Origin of the sequence: Pseudomonas sp. PDM04, from assembly GCF_014851765.1 — a bacterium.
Classification (GTDB): Bacteria; Pseudomonadota; Gammaproteobacteria; order Pseudomonadales; family Pseudomonadaceae; genus Aquipseudomonas.
In genome coordinates this window covers 87,711-105,125 of record NZ_JACVAI010000002.1, presented here as the reverse complement: position 1 = coordinate 105,125, position 17,415 = coordinate 87,711, and the positions used below count along the sequence as shown (strand labels likewise).

The window sequence follows — 17,415 nt, the reverse complement described above, 5'->3', positions numbered from 1 at the left end:
GATGAATGATCAGGCCAATAGCGTCAGCGAACGCTATGTAGCGGCGAACCCTGTCAGCCTCGAAAGCTGGAATCGTCATGACACCACCTGGATGCTGGGCCTGTTTGGCACGGCCATTGGCGCCGGCACCCTGTTCTTGCCGATCAACGCGGGCCTGGGCGGCTTCTGGCCGTTGCTGATCCTCGCGCTGCTGGCGTTCCCCATGACGTTTTATGCGCACCGTGGCCTGACCCGCTTCGTGTTGTCCGGTCGGGAAGGCGCGGACATCACGCAAGTGGTGGAAGAGCACTTCGGCATCAAGGCCGGGGCGCTGATCACCTTGCTCTACTTCTTCGCGATCTTTCCGATCCTGCTGATCTACAGCGTGGCCCTGACCAACACGGTCGGCAGTTTCCTCGAACATCAGCTGCACATTGCGCCGCCACCGCGCGCCATCCTGTCGCTGGTGCTGATCCTCGGCCTGCTGGTGGTGGTGCGTTGCGGCGAGCAGGTGATCGTCAAGGCCATGAGCCTGATGGTTTATCCGTTCATCGTGGCGTTGCTGTTTCTGGCGGTGTTCCTGATTCCACACTGGAACGGCGGTATCCTCAGCACCGCCTCGACGCTGCCTGAGCCGTCGGCGCTGCTGCACACGCTGTGGCTGGCGATTCCGGTGATGGTGTTCTCGTTCAACCACTCGCCGATCATTTCGGCCTTCGCCGTGGACCAGAAGCGTCGCTACGGCGAGCACGCCGAAGCGCGCAGCTCGCAGATCCTGTCCCGCGCTCACTTGTTGATGGTGGTGATGGTGCTGTTCTTCGTCTTCAGTTGCGTGCTGACCCTGTCACCGGCCCAACTGGCCGAAGCCAAGGCGCAGAACCTGTCGATCCTGTCGTACCTGGCCAACCACTTCAACAATCCGACCATCGAGTTCGCGGCGCCGTTGATTGCGTTCGTGGCGATTTCCAAGTCGTTCCTGGGCCACTACATCGGGGCCAGTGAAGGTCTGAAAGGCTTGATCGTCAAAAGCGGCAGGCGCCCGACGCCAAAGACGCTCGATCGCATGACGGCCGCCTTCATGCTGGTGGTGTGCTGGCTGGTCGCGACGTGGAATCCGAGCATCCTGCGAATGATTGAAACCCTCGGCGGGCCGGTTATCGCGGCGATTCTGTTCCTGATGCCGATGTACGCAATCCGCAAGGTCCCGGCGATGGCGCGTTATCGCGGCCAGGCGTCGAACGTGTTTGTGGTGGCGGTAGGGTTGGTGGCGATCACGGCGCTGGTCTATTCGCTGAGTGCTTGATAACTCAGGCTCGCTCCCACAAGGATCGCGTCGGCTTTTGATCTTGATTTTGATCCGGCTTTTGACCTTGATCTGCCCCCTCGGAAGGCCGAGTGGAGGTTCTGCGCAGTGGGCAAACCGGCATGGATGCCGGTTTAGCCGCCGCCGGCCATGGATGGCCGATGGCGGCGGGCCCACGGAGCAGGACCGGAGCGAGGGAACCCTGAGCGTCAGCGAAGGGCCGTACGTCAGGGGATAAAAGCGCTTGGTTACTTGGCGTCGGGCCGCGCAGGCTTTTCCAAGTAACCCGCTGTAAGAGCGGAACCCTAAGCAGCCGTTACCACAACAACGGATATGTACACCCAAAAAAAACAGGGTCGCCTACAAGACCGCCATCGCTGGCAAGCCAGCTCCCACAGGGCTCTGTTGTTGAAGGCATAAAAAAACGCCGCTCATCTCACGATGGGCGGCGTTTTTCATTGCAGGGTAGCGTTAGGCTTGAACGACCGGGATCTTGGCGTTCGCTGCTGCTTCACGGAACTCGGCAATCTGGTCGAAGGACAGGTAGCGGTAGACATCGGCCGCCATGCTGTCGATCTTGCCAGCGTATTCCATGTACTCCTCGACGGTCGGCAGGCGACCCAGGATGGAAGCCACGGACGCCAGCTCGGCCGAAGCCAGGTAGACGTTCGCGCCGTCACCCAGACGGTTCGGGAAGTTACGGGTCGAAGTCGACACGACGGTCGAGTTCGGCTCTACGCGTGCCTGGTTACCCATGCACAGCGAGCAGCCCGGCATTTCCATGCGTGCGCCAGCCTTGCCGTAGATGCCGTAGTAGCCTTCTTCGGTCAGTTGGTGAGCGTCCATCTTGGTCGGCGGCGACAGCCACAGACGGGTTGGCAGCTGACCCTTGACCTGATCCAGCAACTTGCCGGCAGCGCGGAAGTGACCGATGTTGGTCATGCACGAGCCGATGAACACTTCGTCGATCTTCTCGCCAGCAACGCTGGACAGCAGACGGGCGTCGTCCGGATCGTTCGGCGCGCAGAGCACTGGCTCGCTGATGTCGGCCAGGTCGATTTCGATGACTTCGGCGTATTCGGCGTCGGCATCGGCTTCCATCAGCTGCGGGTTGGCGATCCAGGCTTCCATCGCCTGGGCACGACGTTCCAGGGTACGTGCATCGCCGTAGCCTTCGCCGATCATCCAGCGCAGCAGGGTGATGTTGGATTGCAGGTACTCGGTGATCGATTCTTTCGACAGCTTGATGGTGCAACCGGCAGCCGAACGTTCAGCCGACGCGTCGGACAGCTCGAAAGCCTGTTCCAGCGTCAGGCCTTCCAGGCCTTCGATTTCCAGGATGCGGCCGGAGAAGGCGTTTTTCTTGCCTTTCTTCTCGACGGTCAGCAGGCCATTCTGGATGGCGAAGTAAGGAATGGCATGAACCAGGTCACGCAGGGTGATGCCAGGTTTCATCTTGCCCTTGAAACGCACCAGGATCGATTCCGGCATATCCAGCGGCATGACGCCGGTGGCGGCTGCGAACGCGACCAGGCCCGAACCGGCCGGGAACGAGATGCCCATCGGGAAACGGGTGTGCGAGTCGCCACCGGTACCGACGGTGTCCGGCAGCAGCATGCGGTTCAGCCACGAGTGGATGATGCCGTCGCCCGGACGCAGGGAAACGCCGCCGCGGGTCATGATGAAGTCGGGCAGGGTGTGGTGGGTGGTCACGTCGATCGGCTTTGGATAGGCCGCGGTGTGGCAGAACGACTGCATCACCAGATCAGCGGAGAAGCCCAGGCACGCCAGGTCTTTCAGTTCATCACGGGTCATTGGACCGGTGGTGTCCTGGGAGCCCACGGTGGTCATCTTCGGTTCGCAGTAGGTGCCAGGACGAACGCCTTTGCCTTCTGCCAGGCCGCAAGCCTTGCCGACCATTTTCTGCGCCAGGGTGAAACCCTTGGTGCTTTCGGCCGGGGCTTCAGGCTTCTTGAACAGGTCGAATGCCGGCAGACCCAGCTCGGCGCGAGCCTTCTCGGTCAGGCCACGGCCGATGATCAGCGGGATACGACCGCCGGCACGGACTTCGTCCAACAGCACAGGGGTCTTCATTTCGAAGGTGGTGATGACTTCGTCGGTACCGTGCTTGCAGACTTTGCCAGCATGCGGGTACAGGTCGATCACGTCGCCCATGTTCATGTTGGATACGTCGAACTCGATCGGCAGTGCGCCCGCATCTTCCATGGTGTTGTAGAAGATCGGAGCGATCTTGCTGCCGAAGCAGAAGCCGCCGGCACGCTTGTTCGGTACGTAAGGGATGTCGTCGCCGAAGAACCACAGCACCGAGTTGGTCGCGGATTTACGCGAGGAACCGGTACCGACCACGTCACCGACGTAGGCGATCGGGAAACCTTGGCCGCGCATTTCTTCGATCTGCTTCATCGGGCCGGTCTTGCCTTGCTCGTCAGGCACGATGCCGTCGCGAGCCATTTTCAGCATGGCCAGGGCGTGCAGCGGGATGTCCGGGCGGGACCAGGCGTCCGGAGCAGGGGACAGGTCGTCGGTGTTGGTTTCGCCGGTGACCTTGAATACGCGCAGGCTGATCTTGTCGGCCAGTACAGGGCGCTTCTTGAACCACTCGCCTTCAGCCCAGGATTGCAGCACGGCCTTGGCGTGAACGTTGCCGTTCTTGGCTTTTTCAGCCACGTCGTGGAAGGCATCGAACATCAGCAGGGTGTGCTTGAGTTCTTCGGCGGCCACTGGCGCCAGTTCGGCGTTGTCCAGCAGTTCAACCAGGGTCACGATGTTGTAGCCGCCCTGCATGGTGCCGAGCAGTTCTACAGCGCGCTTCTTGTCCAGCAGAGGGGAGGTGACTTCGCCCTTGGCCAGTGCGGAGAGAAAGCCGGCCTTGACGTAGGCGGCTTCGTCCACTCCTGGGGGTACGCGATTGGTGATCAGGTCAACGAGGAAAGCTTCTTCGCCAGCCGGGGGATTCTTCAGCAGCTCGACCAGGCCTGCAGTTTGTTCGGCGTTAAGCGGCTGGGGAACGATACCCAGTGCTGCGCGCTCTTCGATATGTTTGCGGTAGGCTTCAAGCACAGTTATTACCCTCATCAGTGGTCCCAAATGGGTGTCCGGGACGCTCATCCCGAAATGGCCGTACTCATGCGCTGCATGGCGTTGTGAGCCACTTAGCCAGAATTACCGGACATTCCTTACAGAAGCTGCTTTCAAAGTTTTACGCCTGCAGAACGGGAGCTGATGAGGGTTGGCGTTGGGCGTTTCCCCGCTGGAAAAACCCTTCGCCAACACCGCTCTGAAGGAACGACTGTGCTCGTGACGCTTTGAAAACAGCTTCTTACGGACATTGGCGCCTAAAAAGGCAGGCCGATTCTACGGCAAAAAACAATTAAAGGTAAGTTAGCCCCTGAACTTTGAGGGGTGATGAATGTTAGACAAAGGGCTAACATGCCCGCCTGTCCTGCCGCCCCTTGCTTTGTTGACCTATGCCCAATCAGACCATCAAGACCCCCTGCGTCGGCCTTTGCTCCACTGTTTACGGTGACCTGGTCTGCCGTGGCTGCAAGCGTTTCCACCACGAGGTGATCAACTGGAACGGTTACAACGAGGAGGAAAAACGCGCGGTCTGGCTGCGCCTGGAGCAATTGTTGTCTCAGGTGATGGCCGCCAAGCTCGAGGTTTTTGATCGCGATCGCCTGCGCCAGCAGCTGGAGCAGCGCAAGATCCGCTTCGTGCCGCATCAGTCGGAATATTGCTGGGCTTACCAGTTGATCGCCCGGGGCGCGAGAGTGATCAACAATCTGGACGCCTATGGGATGGTCTTGCTGCCGGAGTTCCGCGACTGGAACCTGCCGGAGCTGCGTGATGCGATCGATCGGGAGTTCTTCCTGCTCTCCGAGGCGCATTACCAGCGCTACATTGCGCCCGGGTTCCTCAAGGATGCCTTCGGCGGCTGAGAGCATCGCGAGCAGGCTCGCTGCCACATTGGAACACCTGTCCCTGTGGAGGCGAGCCTGCTCGCGAAAGCCGTCGATCCGGCTCTGAAGTCAATGATGGGAAACCACCTCTTCAAGATGGTCCATCACCTCATCCGGTTTCAGCACCAGCACATCGCTCTCCAGCGCATCCAGCACCACTTCAGCGGTATTGCCGATCAACGCCCCCGATAGCCCGGACCGGGCCACCGTGCCAATCACGGTCACCGCCGCTTGCAGCTTGTGGGCCATGAACGGAATCAATACGTCCGCCGGGCCTTCCTCGATGTGCAGGTGCGCATCGTCGATGTCGAACTCGGCCTGGAACGCTTTGCACTGCTCGCGATAACGCGCCTCGATGGTTTCGCTGAGCTGCAACGACGGATCGGCCGCCGACAGCATCGGCGACGGGTGAGCGCTGATCACGTGCAGGCTTGCCTTGGCCAGGCTGGCGATGTCGTAGCCGTGATCGATGAGGGTGGCGTGCAGGGTCCGGTGTTCGCCGTCGGTATTGCCCACGTCGACGGCCGCCAGGATGACGCCGCCGGTCCAGGGTTTCGAGGTTTTCACCAGCAGCACCGGGGTGGGGCAGGAGCGCAGCAGCTTCCAGTCCGCCGGGGTCAGCAGCGCCTTTTTCAACGGGCTGTCCGGGAAGTGCTGCTTGATCACCAGGCCGCAGCCTTCGGCCTGCTGCACATCGACGATGGTTTCCTGCAGGGTCTCGTTCCAGGCTTGCTCGGTGGTGACGCTGTAGCCGTCCTGGATCAGCGCGGCCTTGAGCACGCTGAGCATGGCGCTGTGGTCATGCTTGCGATCACAGACCAGCAGATGCAGGTGCGCCTGGGTCACGCCGGCAATCAATTTCGCCCGTTTGAGCGCCAGGCTTTCCGAGTGTTCGGGCTCGATGACCACCAGAATGCTGCGAATGGCTTGCATGATCGGGATCTCCAGGAAGTAAAAAGCGGCGTTGAACAACTATAGTTGCTGGTCGCGTATCCGGGACTTGATGCATATCAACGGTCACGGCTGGTGGTCTGTCGACGGGCCGGTATAATCGGCGCCCTTCGATTGAACCCTTTATCTGCGTGAACCCCATGATCCTTCCCGAAATTCACGAGTTCCTTGGCTGCCGCACCCCCGACGGCTGGGTCCGGGCCGCGCTTGCCGATCAGGAAACGCTGCTGATCGACCACAAGAACTGCGAATTCAAGGCTGCCAGCACGGCATTGAGCCTGATCGCCAAATACCATTCCCATGTCGACCTTATCAATATGATGTCGCGCCTGGCCAGGGAAGAGTTGGTGCATCACGAGCAAGTCATGCGCCTGATGAAGAAGCGCAAGGTCGAACTGCGTCAGTTGTCCGCCGGGCGATACGCTTCGGGCCTGCGCAAAGTGGTGCGTAGCCACGAGCCGGTCAAGCTGGTGGATACGCTGGTGGTCGGTGCGTTCATCGAGGCCCGCAGTTGCGAGCGTTTCGAAGCCCTGGTGCCGCACCTGGACGAAGAACTGGGCAAGTTCTATTTCGGCCTGCTGAAAAGCGAAGCCCGGCATTTCCAGGGTTACCTGAAACTCGCCTACCAGTACGGTGACGCCAGGGACATCGCTCAGGTGATCGAGCGCGTGCGCGCTGCCGAAAAGGAACTGATCGAATCCCCGGACGTGGAATTCCGTTTCCACAGTGGCGTACCGGCCGCCAACTGACCGGCTTTGTGTTTTTGGCCGCCATCGCCGACTTGCCGGCGATGGCGGATCAACCGACGACAGCCACTCAGAAATCCCAGCGCGTGGTCAGCATCAGGTTGCGCGGCTCGCCATAGAAGGTGGTGCCGAAGTTGCCCAGGCCGCTCATGTATTTCTTGTCGAATACGTTGTTGGCGTTGGCCGTGAAGCTCAAGTGCTGGTTGTACTGATAGCGGGTCATCAGGTCGACCAGGGTGTAGCCGCCTTGCTTGAGTGAGGTGGCACCTTCGACGGGGCTGCTGCTCTGGCCGTAGAACGCGCTTTGCCAACTGATGCCGCCACCGACGGTGACCTTGTCCAGCGCGCCCGGCAAACGGTACGTGGTGAACGTACGCACCAGGTGTTCCGGTTTGGTGGTGGCCAGCGGATAACCGTAGATGCGCTGCGAGTCCTTGTCGCGGGTGCGGGCATAGGTGTAGCCGGCCGACAGGTTCCAGCCATCGGCCAGCTCGCCGGCCAGTTCCAGTTCGATGCCTTTGGTCTTGGCGCCGGGGATGGCTTCGTACACGTCTTGCCCGGTGCCATCGGTGGTGACGTATTGCGCGACGTTTTCCTGTTCGATCTGGAAGTAGGCCAGGCTGGCATTCAGCTTGCCCTCAAGGTAGGCCGCCTTCAGGCCGGTCTCGTAGCTGTTGCCTTCAACCGGCTTCAGGGTGGAGCCCGCCGCATCCTTGTAGGTTTGCGGCTGGTAGATGTTGGTGTAGCTGGCGTAGGCCGAGTAGGTCTCGTTCAGGTCATAGACCACACCGGCGTAAGGCGTGACCACACCGTGCTCCTTGTAGCTGGTCTGGGTGTCGACCTGACCGGCGCCGGGGTAGTAGCGGTAATCCTCGTTGTACTTGAAGGTGCTGACGCGGGTGCCAAGGATGAACGACAAATCATCGGTCGGGCGCAGGCGTGTGGCCAGGTAGGCACCGTTCTGGCTGGTGGTGCGCTGGTACTTGCCATTCTTGGGGAAATCCGGTTCCGCCACATCGCCGTTCCAGTCGTAGATGCTGCCGGGCACCCCGCCGGCACCGGGGATAAAGCTGTCGAATGTCGCGCCGGTCTGGCGTGCATGGGAGGTCATGAACCCGGCGACCAGTTCGTGTTCGCGCCCGCCCAGGGTGAAGGGGCCGGAGACGTTTACGTCCGCCGTATTCTGCACGCGATGACCTTCCCAGCGACCCCAATAGAACGACATGCCTTCACCGGTTGCCCGGTCGGGAGCGCCGCCGCTGGCAGACGCCAGCCGCGTATCGTGGTCGGTGGTTTTCTGGTTCAGGCTGACCTTGAGTTTCCAGTCGTTGGCCAGGGCCTGTTCCAGCGACGAGAAGTACGTCACGGTGTCGAAGTCGCGGCGGCTCCAGTCGGCGCCCGGGTTGAAACTGCGGGGGAAATCGGTGCGACCACCGTCGGCGAAGTACACGCTGTTGCCGGTCCAGGAGCTGCCCCGTGGTGTGGTGCTGGACTTGTCGATGCCGAAGGTCAGCAAGGTGTCGTCCGTCAGGTCGGCTTCAAGAATGCCGTAATACAGGTCCTTCTTCTGGCTGTAGTGATCGATGTACGAGTTTTTGTCCTGATACGAGCCGACAAAGCGGCCCCGCACGCTGCCGCTGTCATTCAACGGCCCGGAAATGTCGCCGGTGGTGCGGTAGTTGTCCCAGGAGCCCACCGTGCCGCTGATCGACGCCTTGAATTCCCGGGTCGGTTTCTTGCGGATGAGGTTGACGGTGGCGGCCGGGTCGCCCGAGCCGGTCATCAGGCCGGTCGCACCTTTGATCACTTCGATGCGATCGAGGCTCGCCGCATCATCGCCGTTGTTGGGGTTTTCCCCGTAGACGCCATCGTACGGCTGGTTGACCCCGTCGTACTGGAAGTTGGTGATGGCAAAGCCACGGGCGGAAAACTCGGTACGGTCGCTGTCGTACTTTTGCGTCGAGACGCCGGGGGTATTGCGCAAGGCGTCGCTGACACTCTGCACACCCTGGTCGTCCATCTGCTGACGAGTCACTACGGTGACCGATTGGGGTGTTTCGCGCGGCGACAGGGACAGGCCGGTGGCCGATGAGGTCGCACCGGTGGTGTAGGAGTGAGTGCCCTCGGTGGTCGCGCCCAAGGCCTGGGCGGAAATGTTGGTCGCGCCGAGTTGCAGTGCGCCGTCTTCCCCGGTCGCGGTTTTGCTGTTCGCCGTTTCGGCGGCGTGGGCGGTGGAGGCGAGGCTCAGCAGGGCGGCCGGAAAGGCCAGCGCCAGGGGGCGCAGGGCGAAGCGAAAACGCGCGGCGAGAAGGTGCGACATGGAGGTCCCTTGGTATCGGATCGTTCGGAAAGTGAATGCTTCTGAGGGTTAACCGAACGAAAAACGCAAAGGGGAACTGCCGGGGGCGAAAAAACTGCTTTCCTTCGATTGTTGCTGCGACCGGGCGGATACTTGGGCGATCTTGGTGAGGCCTTCGCGGGCAAGCCCGCTCCTGCGGGGACGGCGCAGTCAATGTGGGAGTGGGCTCGCTCGCGATGACCGATAACCGGGTCTAGCGGTTGGGCACCCGCCACAAGTACCAGGCCGCCACCGTTCGATACGGTCGCCACGCCAGCCCGATCTCCTGCATCTGCTTGCGGGTGGGTTGTACCGCGAGGCCCTTCAAGCGCCGATAGCCCTCACGCACCCCAAAGTCATCGGCCGGCAGAATGTCCATCCGCTCCAGGCTGTAGATCAGCAACATCTCGACGGTCCAGCGCCCGACGCCGCGCAGGGTCACCAGGCGTTCGATCAGCGCTTCATCGTCCATCGCCCGCGCTGTCGCGTAGTCGGGCACCACGCCGTCCAGCGTCGCCTGGGCAATGCCTTGGAGGGTGGTGATCTTGCTCGCGGAAAAACCGCAGGCGCGCAGTTGATCGAACGTGGTCGCGAGCATCTGCTCGGGCCCGGGAAAGGTCAGCGCTGGAAACAGCGCCACTAGCCGGCCGACGATCGCGTCCCCGGCCCTGGCATGCAGTTGCTGATAGGCAATCGCCCGCACCAGCGACTCATAGGGCGCGCGGGCCGGGTGCGGCTGGTGCAGGCAGGGGCCGACGGCCGCGATATGACGGGCCCAGTCGGTGTCGATGCTGGCCAGCCATTCGCTCGCCGGCTGATAAGGATCGGGCAGGGTGCTCAGACGATATTTCCTTTCCGGTTGATTAGAACGCCAGTTGCCGGGTGACTTGCAGCGCCGCGTTTTCCAGCCGCAGCAGAAACGCCTTGCGCGCCTGTCCGCCACCGTAACCGGTCAACGAACCGTCGGCGCCGATCACCCGGTGGCAGGGCACGACGATGGAAATGCGATTATGCCCGTTGGCCAGGCCCACGGCACGGCTGGCCCCCGGCTTGCCCAACCGTGCGGCGAGGGTGCCGTAGGTGCTGGTCTGGCCGTAGGGGATTTTCAGCAGTTCAGCCCACACCTGCCGGGAAAACTCGCTGCCGGGCAGGTGCAGCGGCACCTTGAACCCGGTCAGTTGGCCGGCAAAATAACGTGCCAGTTCATCCTCGATTTGCTGCAAGTGGCTGTTATGCCCGGGCGCCACCGCATAGCCATGACGGTTTTGCAGGGCTTCGACTTCCCGGGTCAATGCGGGCCGGTCGAGAAACTCCAGCAGCACCAGGCCGCGCCGTTCGGCCATGGCGATCATTGGCCCCAGGGGGGTGGTCAGGCGCGTGAACAGCAATGGCTCACTGTTGGCCGCACGGCCGGGTGTGATGTGGAAGGACTTCTGAAAGGCGTCGCGAAAACCGCTCAGGGACTCGTAACCTGAATCGAATGCCGCGCCATCGATGGAGTCGCCCTGTTTGATCCCGCCCAACGCCATGCCCAGGCGTCGGGTGCGCAGCCAGGCATGGAAGGTCATGCCGAAATGCTGCTTGAACCAGCGCCGCAGCTTCAAGGGCTCGATGCCCTCGGCCAACAGTTGGGCATCGCTCCAGCGCTGGTCGGGCTCGGCATCCACGGCCTTGAGCAGCGCCTGCACCCAGTCTGGCGCGATGGCGGCCGCGTCCAGCGGTTTGCAGCGCAGGCAGGCGCGGTAACCGGCGGACAGGCATTCATCGGCATGGGCGAAGAATTCGACGTTCTCCGGCTTGGGCTTGCGCGCCGTGCAACTGGGGCGGCAGAAGATGCCGGTGGTTTTGACGGCTGTGAAAAACACCCCCTCGTAGGTGGTGTCGCGCTCGAGCATGGCGCGAACCATCTCGGCGTGGGGCGGGAGCATCGGGTTTTGTAGGTTCATGGGTTGAGCATAAGCCGCGCCGGGGCACGCCTCCACCGGAAAATCGACAGCGAACTTTCCGATCCGGACCGTGCAGTGGGCAGGGCTCTGCCCGCCGTCATTGACCGATCAGCTCGGTGGCCGTGGCGGCCAGTTGATCCCCCACGCGCGATTTCAGGGTCTCGATAAACCGGGTGATCTTGGCATCGACGAACTGGCGCGAGGTGTAGACGGCATACACGTTGCGCTCGTGGGTGTGATAGTCGGGCAGCACACGCACCAGTTTCCCCGAGCGCAGGTCATCAATGGCCGAGAAACCGGCCATCAAACCGATCCCGGCGCCTTGCTGCACGGCGAACGACATGGCGTCCATGTCGTTCACGCTGAAACTGGGTCCGGTGGGCACATACGTCGCTTTGCCGTTGCGGCCCTCGAGCTGCCATTCATCGCGCACGTAATCGACGGTGCCCAGCAACAGGCACTGGTGGTCCCTGAGATCTTCCGGCTCCCGGGGCGCGGGATGCCGGGCCAGGTACTCGGGGGAGGCGACCAGCACGCAATGGCTGACGCCGATCTTCTGGCTGACATACGCCGAATCGGGCAGGGTCCGGGCAATCAGGATCGACACGTCCAACTGGTCTTCCAGCAGGTTCGGCATCCGCTGGGACAACATCAGGTCGACGGTGACCTGCGGATGTGCCGTGCGGTATTCAAGTACCGCGCCCGTCACCAGTTGCCGCGCCAGGCCCGGAACGCAATGCACACGCAGCGTGCCCCTTGGTTCAAGCAGCGCATTGCGCGCTTCGGCTTCGGCGTTATCCAGGTCGGCCAGGATCGCCGTACAGCGGTCGTAAAAGCGTCGGCCCGCATCGGTGACCGACAGGCGTCGGGTCGAGCGTTGCAGCAGACGGGTGTCCAGCATCTGTTCGAGCGCGGACACCGAGCGGGATACGTTGCCGACGGTCGAGTCGAGATGGTTGGCCACCGCCGTGAAGCTGCCCATCTCCACGACTTTGACGTACACCGACATATTCGAAAGCTTGTCCATCGCTACCTGCCCAAGGCTGCATTGATCGCACGGGTTGTGAGAATCCACGGGTATTTAAAGGCGATCTTCCCTCTGAGCACAACAATCATTCCCTCCAGGACCGCTAAATCAACAGAGCCTTCCTCCATAGACTGGATTGCACGGGCCGCCTGAGCCGGCACCGACCCCGACAATCCAAAGAAGGTCTCCTGTATGAACACGCCCTATGACTCGCTCTACCTTTTCATCGGCGGTGAATGGATCGGCACTGAAGGCCGCAACACGGCTGCGGTCGTCAATCCGGCCACTGAGAACGAAATCGGACGGGTGCCGCTGGCCACCGCTGGCGATCTGGATCATGCCCTGGAAGTGGCTCAACGCAGTTTCGACGTCTGGCGCAAGACCGTGCCTGACCAGCGCGCCAAAGTGTTGAAGCGCGCCGCCGACCTGATTCTGGAGCGCGTACCGCATATCGCTGCGCAGATGACGCTCGAAGAGGGCAAGCCGATTGGCGAGGCCATGGACGAAGTCACCCGGGCCGCCGAGTATTTCGAGTGGTTTGCCGAAAGCGCTCGCCGCATCGATGGTCGTGTCGTGCCGAGCAACCGCCCGGGTGTCCTGCAACTGGTCAAGCGCCAGGCGATCGGCCCGGTGGCGGCGTTCACGCCCTGGAACTTTCCGGCCATTACCCCGGCCCGCAAGTTGTCGGCGGCCCTGGCGGCCGGGTGCAGCGTGATTCTCAAGCCTGGCGAAGAAAGCCCTTCCACGGCATTGGCGCTTGCCCGTGCGCTGGACGATGCGGGCTTGCCCAAAGGCGTTCTGCAAGTGGTGTTCGGCGTACCGGATCAGGTGTCCAGCCACCTGATCGCGTCTTCGGTCATTCGCAAGGTGACGTTTACCGGTTCCGTACCGATCGGCCGCCTGCTGTCGGCCAGGGCCGCGGAAGGCGTCAAGCCGATCACCCTGGAACTGGGCGGTCACGGGCCGGTGCTGGTGTTTGCCGATGCCGACATCAGGAAGGCCGCCGTGGAAGGCGTTGCCAACCGCTTCCGTGGCACGGGCCAGGTGTGTATCTCGTCAACCCGGTTCCTGATCCAGCGCGGTGCCTACGAGCGCTTCGTCGAACATTTTGTCGAGGCCACGAACGCACTGCGCATCGGTAACGGCCTGCACCCTCACACCCAGGTCGGCCCCCTGGCCAATCCACGGCAACTGGCCAAGATGCAGGAACTGGTGGATGACGCCGTCGCCAAGGGCGCACGGGTGCTGGCCGGTGGCGAACGCCTGCCGGGGCAGGGCTACTTCTTCGCGCCGACCGTTTTGGCGGAGGTGCCGATGGACGCTCGGGTCATGCACGAAGAACCCTTCGGCCCCATCGCCATCCTGATGCCGTTCGAGGGGCTGGCAGACGGCCTGGCCGAGGCCAATCGGCTGCCTTACGGGCTGTCGGCCTATGCCTTCACCAGCAACGCCCGCACCGCCATCGACGTTGCCGACGGTCTGGAGGCCGGCATGATCGGGATCAACCAATACCGCATCGTCGCCACTGAACTGCCCTTCGGCGGCCTGAAGGAGAGCGGTCACGGCTCCGAGGGCGGCATTGAAGGCATCGAACACTACCTGACCCACAAATTCATCAGCCAGATCTGAGGACACCCACATGTCAGCCATCAACTTCAGCAGCCCACGCGAAGCCGCCAGGGCGTTCACTCCCAAGCTCTCGCAGTTCGTCGACTCGACGCTGTACCCGCAGATCTGGAGCGACCCGGCACTGTCGCCGCGCGACCGCAGCCTGATCACCGTCGCCGTGCTGATTGCCGGCGGGCACTCCGAAGAATTGCCTGCGCACTTGCGCCGTGCCGTCAGCAATGGCGTCACCCTGGACGAAATCTCTGCAGCGATCACTCACTTGGCGTTCTACGCCGGTTTCCCCGCCGCCATCACCGCGTCGGCCATCGCCAACGCCACACTCAACGCATCGCAGGTCAATCAGTGATGAAAGCCATTACCTTTGCTGCCTTCGGCGACGCCGATGTCCTTGAACTGACGGACGTTGCCGCCCCGCAAGTGCGTCCCACCGACCTGCTGGTGCGCGTGTATGCCGCCGGCGTCAATCGAGCGGACCTGACCCATCGCACCGGTGGCTACGGCCACCCCAATTTCGGCGACTCGCTGATCATCGGCCTGGAGATCGCTGGCGAAGTGATCGAAAAGGGCAGCGCCGTCACGGGCTACGAAATCGGGGATCGCGTGATGGGCGTTGTCGGGGGTGGCGCTTACGCCGAGCTGGCGCGCATCGATTACCGCATGGCCATGCCGATTCCCGCTGAGCTGGACTACGTGCATGCGGCGGCGATTCCCGAGGTGTTCGTCACCGCTCATGAAGCGATGATGCACCTGGCGCGACTCAAGGCCGGTGACTCGGTATTGATCCACGCCGCCGCAGGCGGTGTCGGCTCCGCCGCCGTGCAACTGGCCTACGCCACGGGCGCCACCGTATACGCGACCACCGAGGGCAGCAAGATTTCCCGTGTCGAGCACCTGGGAGCCGATGTGGCCATCGACTACAAGGCTGAGGATTTCGCCGAGGTCATCGCGAGCAAAACCAATGGGCGCGGTGTCGACGCGATCATCGACTTTGTCGGCGAACCTTATTTCGCCCGAAACCTCGCTTCACTGGCCAACGGCGGCCGGCTGGTCCAGGTAGGGATTCTCGGTGGCGGCGGCAACGTGGCGCTGAAGCTGGAGGACATCCTGTACCGCCACCTGCAAATCATCGGCACGGTGATGAAGTCCCGTACCCAGCCGGAGAAACACGCCATGATCAAGCGCTTCCGCGAGCACTGGCTGGATCGCTTCGAAGGCGGTGGCAGCCTGGAGCCGGTGGTCGACAGCACGTACCCGCTTTCGCGTGCCGCCGATGCCCATCGCAAAATGGAGTCGGCGCAAAACGTCGGCAAGATCATCCTGACGATGCAGCCTCAGGACCTGGTTTAGATGCTGCGCAAGGTGCCCCCGATCCCGGGGGCACTGGCGTATTCCGCACGGGAATACGCCCATGAAAATCATCCATTTCATTTGTAGCGGCGGATCTCGTAGCGTAGCGGGCTCATGCATATGGAGATGACCGCCGTGAACCATTCCCCGCTGCGCCTGTACGTAGACGCTCAATTCACCAGCCCTTATGCCCTGTCGGCATTCGTGGTGCTTCGCGAAAAGGGCATCGATTTCGAGATCAAGCCACTGGACCTCGATGCCAGCGAAAACCAGACCGTGGATTACGCCAACCTGTCATTGACCCGGCGCGTGCCGACGCTGGTGCAGGGCGGCTTCGCGCTGTCCGAATCCTCGGCGATCACCGAGTACCTGGAAGAGGTCTTCCCCCAGGTGCCGGTCTATCCTCAAGACCCCAGGCAGCGCGCTAAGGCACGGCAAGTCCAGGCCTGGCTGCGCAGCGACCTGCTGCCGATTCGCCAGGAGCGGTCCACCCTGGTGGTGTTTTACGGACAGACATACGGCCCGTTGTCGCCGTCTGCCGAATCCGCCGCGAACAAACTGATCGACGCCGCGCAAGCGCTGCTGGCCGGCAACCGCGAGTACCTGTTCGGTGAGTGGTCGATTGCCGACGTCGACCTGGCCGTGATGCTCAACCGGCTGATCCTCAACGGCGATCCCGTGCCAACTGCGCTGGTGGACTATGCACAGCGCCAATGGCAGCGACCCAGCGTGCAGGCATGGGTGGGGTTGCAGCGTCCGGCGTTGTAAGCGCGCGCGGTGGCTGGGTTGAAGGCCGGCATGCCGGCCCTAAACCACAACCGTCATTTTTGAATACACCCACACCGCCATCGCCGCCACGGCGACCAACACCAGGAGGCCTTCGCGCTTGAGCAGGTGCCAAGGCAAGCGCCCCATCTTCAGCTTGATCGCGCGTGAGGCCCGTGTCCACATCGAGGGTTTGCCGCCGCGCAGCGCTGCATTGGTGAAGTACAGCGTGCCGAGGAAGACCACCACGGGGCTCACCCAGCGTAGCCACGGCACATTGCCTGACCATGAGAACGCCAAGGCCGCCGGCACTGCGCTGGGGAGCAGGTGGCGCAGCACCAGCAGACCGGCGCCTTGCCGGTACAGACTGCGCGGTAGTAACCAATGACTCAGCCGCACATCCAGCGAACCCGCAAACACGGCGCCTGTGGACCAGAACTCGTAGGCTTTCATGCCCAGCCACATCAAAGCCGGCAGGAACAGCGGGACCAGTGCGACGACCACCCCATCCCTCTTGGACACGCTCGACAGCAGGGAAGCGATCAGCAGCGCCGCCAACGCGATCCACAGAAAAAGGTAGACCCCTCGAAAACTCGTTGCTGGCAACCAGTCGCGCCAATTGTCGAGCGCCTTGAGCCCCAGGCGCTCGGGCAGCTCGGGGTACTGGTACTCGATGGTTTCCGCGAATTTTGAAAACTGTTGCCAGTCGAGCCCGGTGAAGTAATCGGCCATGCCCCGACGTTGTGCATCGCTCATGGGTTTGAGCAGCAGGGCGGCCGCCTGTCCATGGATCGGGTCGGCGTCGAATCGGGCGAGGTCCGCACGCAGGGTTTGCTCCATGGCTTGCATCTCGCAGCGCCGGATCAGGCGATCCCAGCGCCAGTATTCGCACGGCAAAAGGCCTTGGGTTTCGTCCCATCCCATGGCCTGGCACACGCCTTCGAAAAAGGCCGCTGACCAGTTCGGCGCGGACTCGAGCCACTCCAGTACGTGTTGATCGAACTGCTGGCGGCGCTCGAAGGGCAGCAGCCACTCGCTGGCCAGCCAATGGCGCAACGCGTCGACCACCTGGCGCTCCCTGCCTTCGTCCAGCCATTGTCCCATCTCATCCAGGGACGGTTGCGGAGGGCTGATGGCGGCCGGAGCCTCGACGTGCTCCAGGGTGAGGACGGGCGCGTCGTGTTGCTCGACGGTCGTGACCAGCGGGGCAAGAACCACATCATCGTCCGCCTCTGCGCGCCAGCGCGCCTCGGCCAGCGATGTTTCGTAGGCTTCGCGCAGGCGCTGGAATGCCTCGGGGTCGTCATCCGGGCGGCAGGTTTTCAGCCGTTGCGCATAGGCACGCTTGATACTGCGTTCGTCCGCATCTGCGGTCAGGCCGAGCAATTGCCAGTGGCTCATGGC

14 protein-coding genes are annotated in these 17,415 nt (G+C 62.4%); 7 read left to right on the top strand and 7 right to left on the bottom strand.

Annotated elements, in window-relative coordinates:
- Position 1: 1 nt before the first annotated feature.
- Positions 2-1,282, top strand: a complete 1,281-nt coding sequence (locus tag IB249_RS07270; RefSeq protein ID WP_192303063.1) for a serine/threonine transporter — start codon at positions 2-4, stop codon at positions 1,280-1,282.
- 471 nt (positions 1,283-1,753) lie between these two features.
- Here IB249_RS07270 and acnB read toward each other — a convergent pair whose 3' ends face one another.
- Positions 1,754-4,363 (bottom strand): bifunctional aconitate hydratase 2/2-methylisocitrate dehydratase, encoded by a 2,610-nt coding sequence (gene acnB / locus IB249_RS07265; RefSeq protein WP_192304811.1) that lies wholly within the window; start codon positions 4,361-4,363, stop codon positions 1,754-1,756.
- Between the two features lie 407 nt (positions 4,364-4,770).
- On the opposite strand from acnB, the gene IB249_RS07260 reads away from it, so the two are divergent.
- The gene (locus IB249_RS07260; RefSeq protein WP_192303061.1) at positions 4,771-5,241 is read left to right on the top strand and encodes a DUF1289 domain-containing protein; all 471 of its coding nucleotides are present in this window, start codon (positions 4,771-4,773) and stop codon (positions 5,239-5,241) included.
- Between the two features lie 90 nt (positions 5,242-5,331).
- Here the strand turns inward: IB249_RS07260 and IB249_RS07255 are convergent, their stop codons facing one another.
- The gene (locus tag IB249_RS07255) at positions 5,332-6,195 is read right to left on the bottom strand and encodes a universal stress protein (RefSeq protein ID WP_192303059.1); all 864 of its coding nucleotides are present in this window, start codon (positions 6,193-6,195) and stop codon (positions 5,332-5,334) included.
- 158 nt (positions 6,196-6,353) lie between these two features.
- Here IB249_RS07255 and IB249_RS07250 point away from each other — a divergent pair, with 158 nt between their 5' ends.
- Positions 6,354-6,962 (top strand): tRNA-(ms[2]io[6]A)-hydroxylase, encoded by a 609-nt coding sequence (locus tag IB249_RS07250; protein WP_192303058.1) that lies wholly within the window; start codon positions 6,354-6,356, stop codon positions 6,960-6,962.
- A gap of 67 nt (positions 6,963-7,029) precedes the next feature.
- Here IB249_RS07250 and IB249_RS07245 read toward each other — a convergent pair whose 3' ends face one another.
- From IB249_RS07245 to IB249_RS07230, 4 genes are all read right to left on the bottom strand, one after another.
- Positions 7,030-9,279 (bottom strand): TonB-dependent siderophore receptor, encoded by a 2,250-nt coding sequence (locus IB249_RS07245; RefSeq protein WP_192303056.1) that lies wholly within the window; start codon positions 9,277-9,279, stop codon positions 7,030-7,032.
- Positions 9,280-9,511: 232 nt separating this feature from the next.
- Positions 9,512-10,129, bottom strand: coding sequence for a DNA-3-methyladenine glycosylase family protein (locus IB249_RS07240; RefSeq protein ID WP_192304809.1), 618 nt, complete (start codon positions 10,127-10,129; stop codon positions 9,512-9,514).
- A gap of 31 nt (positions 10,130-10,160) precedes the next feature.
- Positions 10,161-11,243 (bottom strand): bifunctional transcriptional activator/DNA repair enzyme AdaA, encoded by a 1,083-nt coding sequence (locus tag IB249_RS07235; RefSeq protein WP_192303054.1) that lies wholly within the window; start codon positions 11,241-11,243, stop codon positions 10,161-10,163.
- A 97-nt stretch (positions 11,244-11,340) separates the two neighbouring features.
- A complete protein-coding gene (locus IB249_RS07230; RefSeq protein WP_192303052.1) occupies positions 11,341-12,270 on the bottom strand; it encodes a LysR family transcriptional regulator in 930 nt (309 codons plus the stop codon).
- A 192-nt stretch (positions 12,271-12,462) separates the two neighbouring features.
- Here IB249_RS07230 and IB249_RS07225 point away from each other — a divergent pair, with 192 nt between their 5' ends.
- The 4 genes from IB249_RS07225 (at position 12,463) to yfcF (ending at position 16,014) form a co-directional block, all read left to right on the top strand.
- Entirely contained in the window at positions 12,463-13,899 is a 1,437-nt protein-coding gene (locus tag IB249_RS07225) for an NAD-dependent succinate-semialdehyde dehydrogenase (protein ID WP_192303050.1), read from the top strand.
- A 10-nt stretch (positions 13,900-13,909) separates the two neighbouring features.
- A complete protein-coding gene (locus IB249_RS07220) occupies positions 13,910-14,245 on the top strand; it encodes a carboxymuconolactone decarboxylase family protein (RefSeq protein ID WP_192303048.1) in 336 nt (111 codons plus the stop codon).
- Positions 14,245-15,246, top strand: a complete 1,002-nt coding sequence (locus IB249_RS07215) for an NAD(P)H-quinone oxidoreductase (RefSeq protein WP_192303046.1) — start codon at positions 14,245-14,247, stop codon at positions 15,244-15,246. Before IB249_RS07220 ends, IB249_RS07215 begins: the two co-directional genes overlap by 1 nt.
- A 135-nt stretch (positions 15,247-15,381) precedes the next feature.
- Positions 15,382-16,014, top strand: a complete 633-nt coding sequence (gene yfcF, locus IB249_RS07210; protein ID WP_192303044.1) for a glutathione transferase — start codon at positions 15,382-15,384, stop codon at positions 16,012-16,014.
- A 39-nt stretch (positions 16,015-16,053) separates the two neighbouring features.
- Here the strand turns inward: yfcF and IB249_RS07205 are convergent, their stop codons facing one another.
- Positions 16,054-17,412, bottom strand: coding sequence for a J domain-containing protein (locus tag IB249_RS07205; RefSeq protein WP_192303042.1), 1,359 nt, complete (start codon positions 17,410-17,412; stop codon positions 16,054-16,056).
- Positions 17,413-17,415 lie beyond the last annotated feature (3 nt).

What these genes read in the sequence shown, in the direction of transcription:
- IB249_RS07270 (WP_192303063.1), top strand. Translation starts at nt 2, where the DNA reads ATGAATGATCAGGCCAATAGCGTCAGCGAACGCTATGTAGCGGCGAAC.
- IB249_RS07260 (WP_192303061.1), top strand. Translation starts at nt 4,771, where the DNA reads ATGCCCAATCAGACCATCAAGACCCCCTGCGTCGGCCTTTGCTCCACT.
- IB249_RS07255 (WP_192303059.1), bottom strand. Translation starts at nt 6,195, where the DNA reads ATGCAAGCCATTCGCAGCATTCTGGTGGTCATCGAGCCCGAACACTCG.
- IB249_RS07250 (WP_192303058.1), top strand. Translation starts at nt 6,354, where the DNA reads ATGATCCTTCCCGAAATTCACGAGTTCCTTGGCTGCCGCACCCCCGAC.
- IB249_RS07245 (WP_192303056.1), bottom strand. Translation starts at nt 9,279, where the DNA reads ATGTCGCACCTTCTCGCCGCGCGTTTTCGCTTCGCCCTGCGCCCCCTG.
- IB249_RS07235 (WP_192303054.1), bottom strand. Translation starts at nt 11,243, where the DNA reads ATGAACCTACAAAACCCGATGCTCCCGCCCCACGCCGAGATGGTTCGC.
- IB249_RS07230 (WP_192303052.1), bottom strand. Translation starts at nt 12,270, where the DNA reads ATGGACAAGCTTTCGAATATGTCGGTGTACGTCAAAGTCGTGGAGATG.
- IB249_RS07225 (WP_192303050.1), top strand. Translation starts at nt 12,463, where the DNA reads ATGAACACGCCCTATGACTCGCTCTACCTTTTCATCGGCGGTGAATGG.
- IB249_RS07220 (WP_192303048.1), top strand. Translation starts at nt 13,910, where the DNA reads ATGTCAGCCATCAACTTCAGCAGCCCACGCGAAGCCGCCAGGGCGTTC.
- IB249_RS07215 (WP_192303046.1), top strand. Translation starts at nt 14,245, where the DNA reads ATGAAAGCCATTACCTTTGCTGCCTTCGGCGACGCCGATGTCCTTGAA.
- IB249_RS07205 (WP_192303042.1), bottom strand. Translation starts at nt 17,412, where the DNA reads ATGAGCCACTGGCAATTGCTCGGCCTGACCGCAGATGCGGACGAACGC.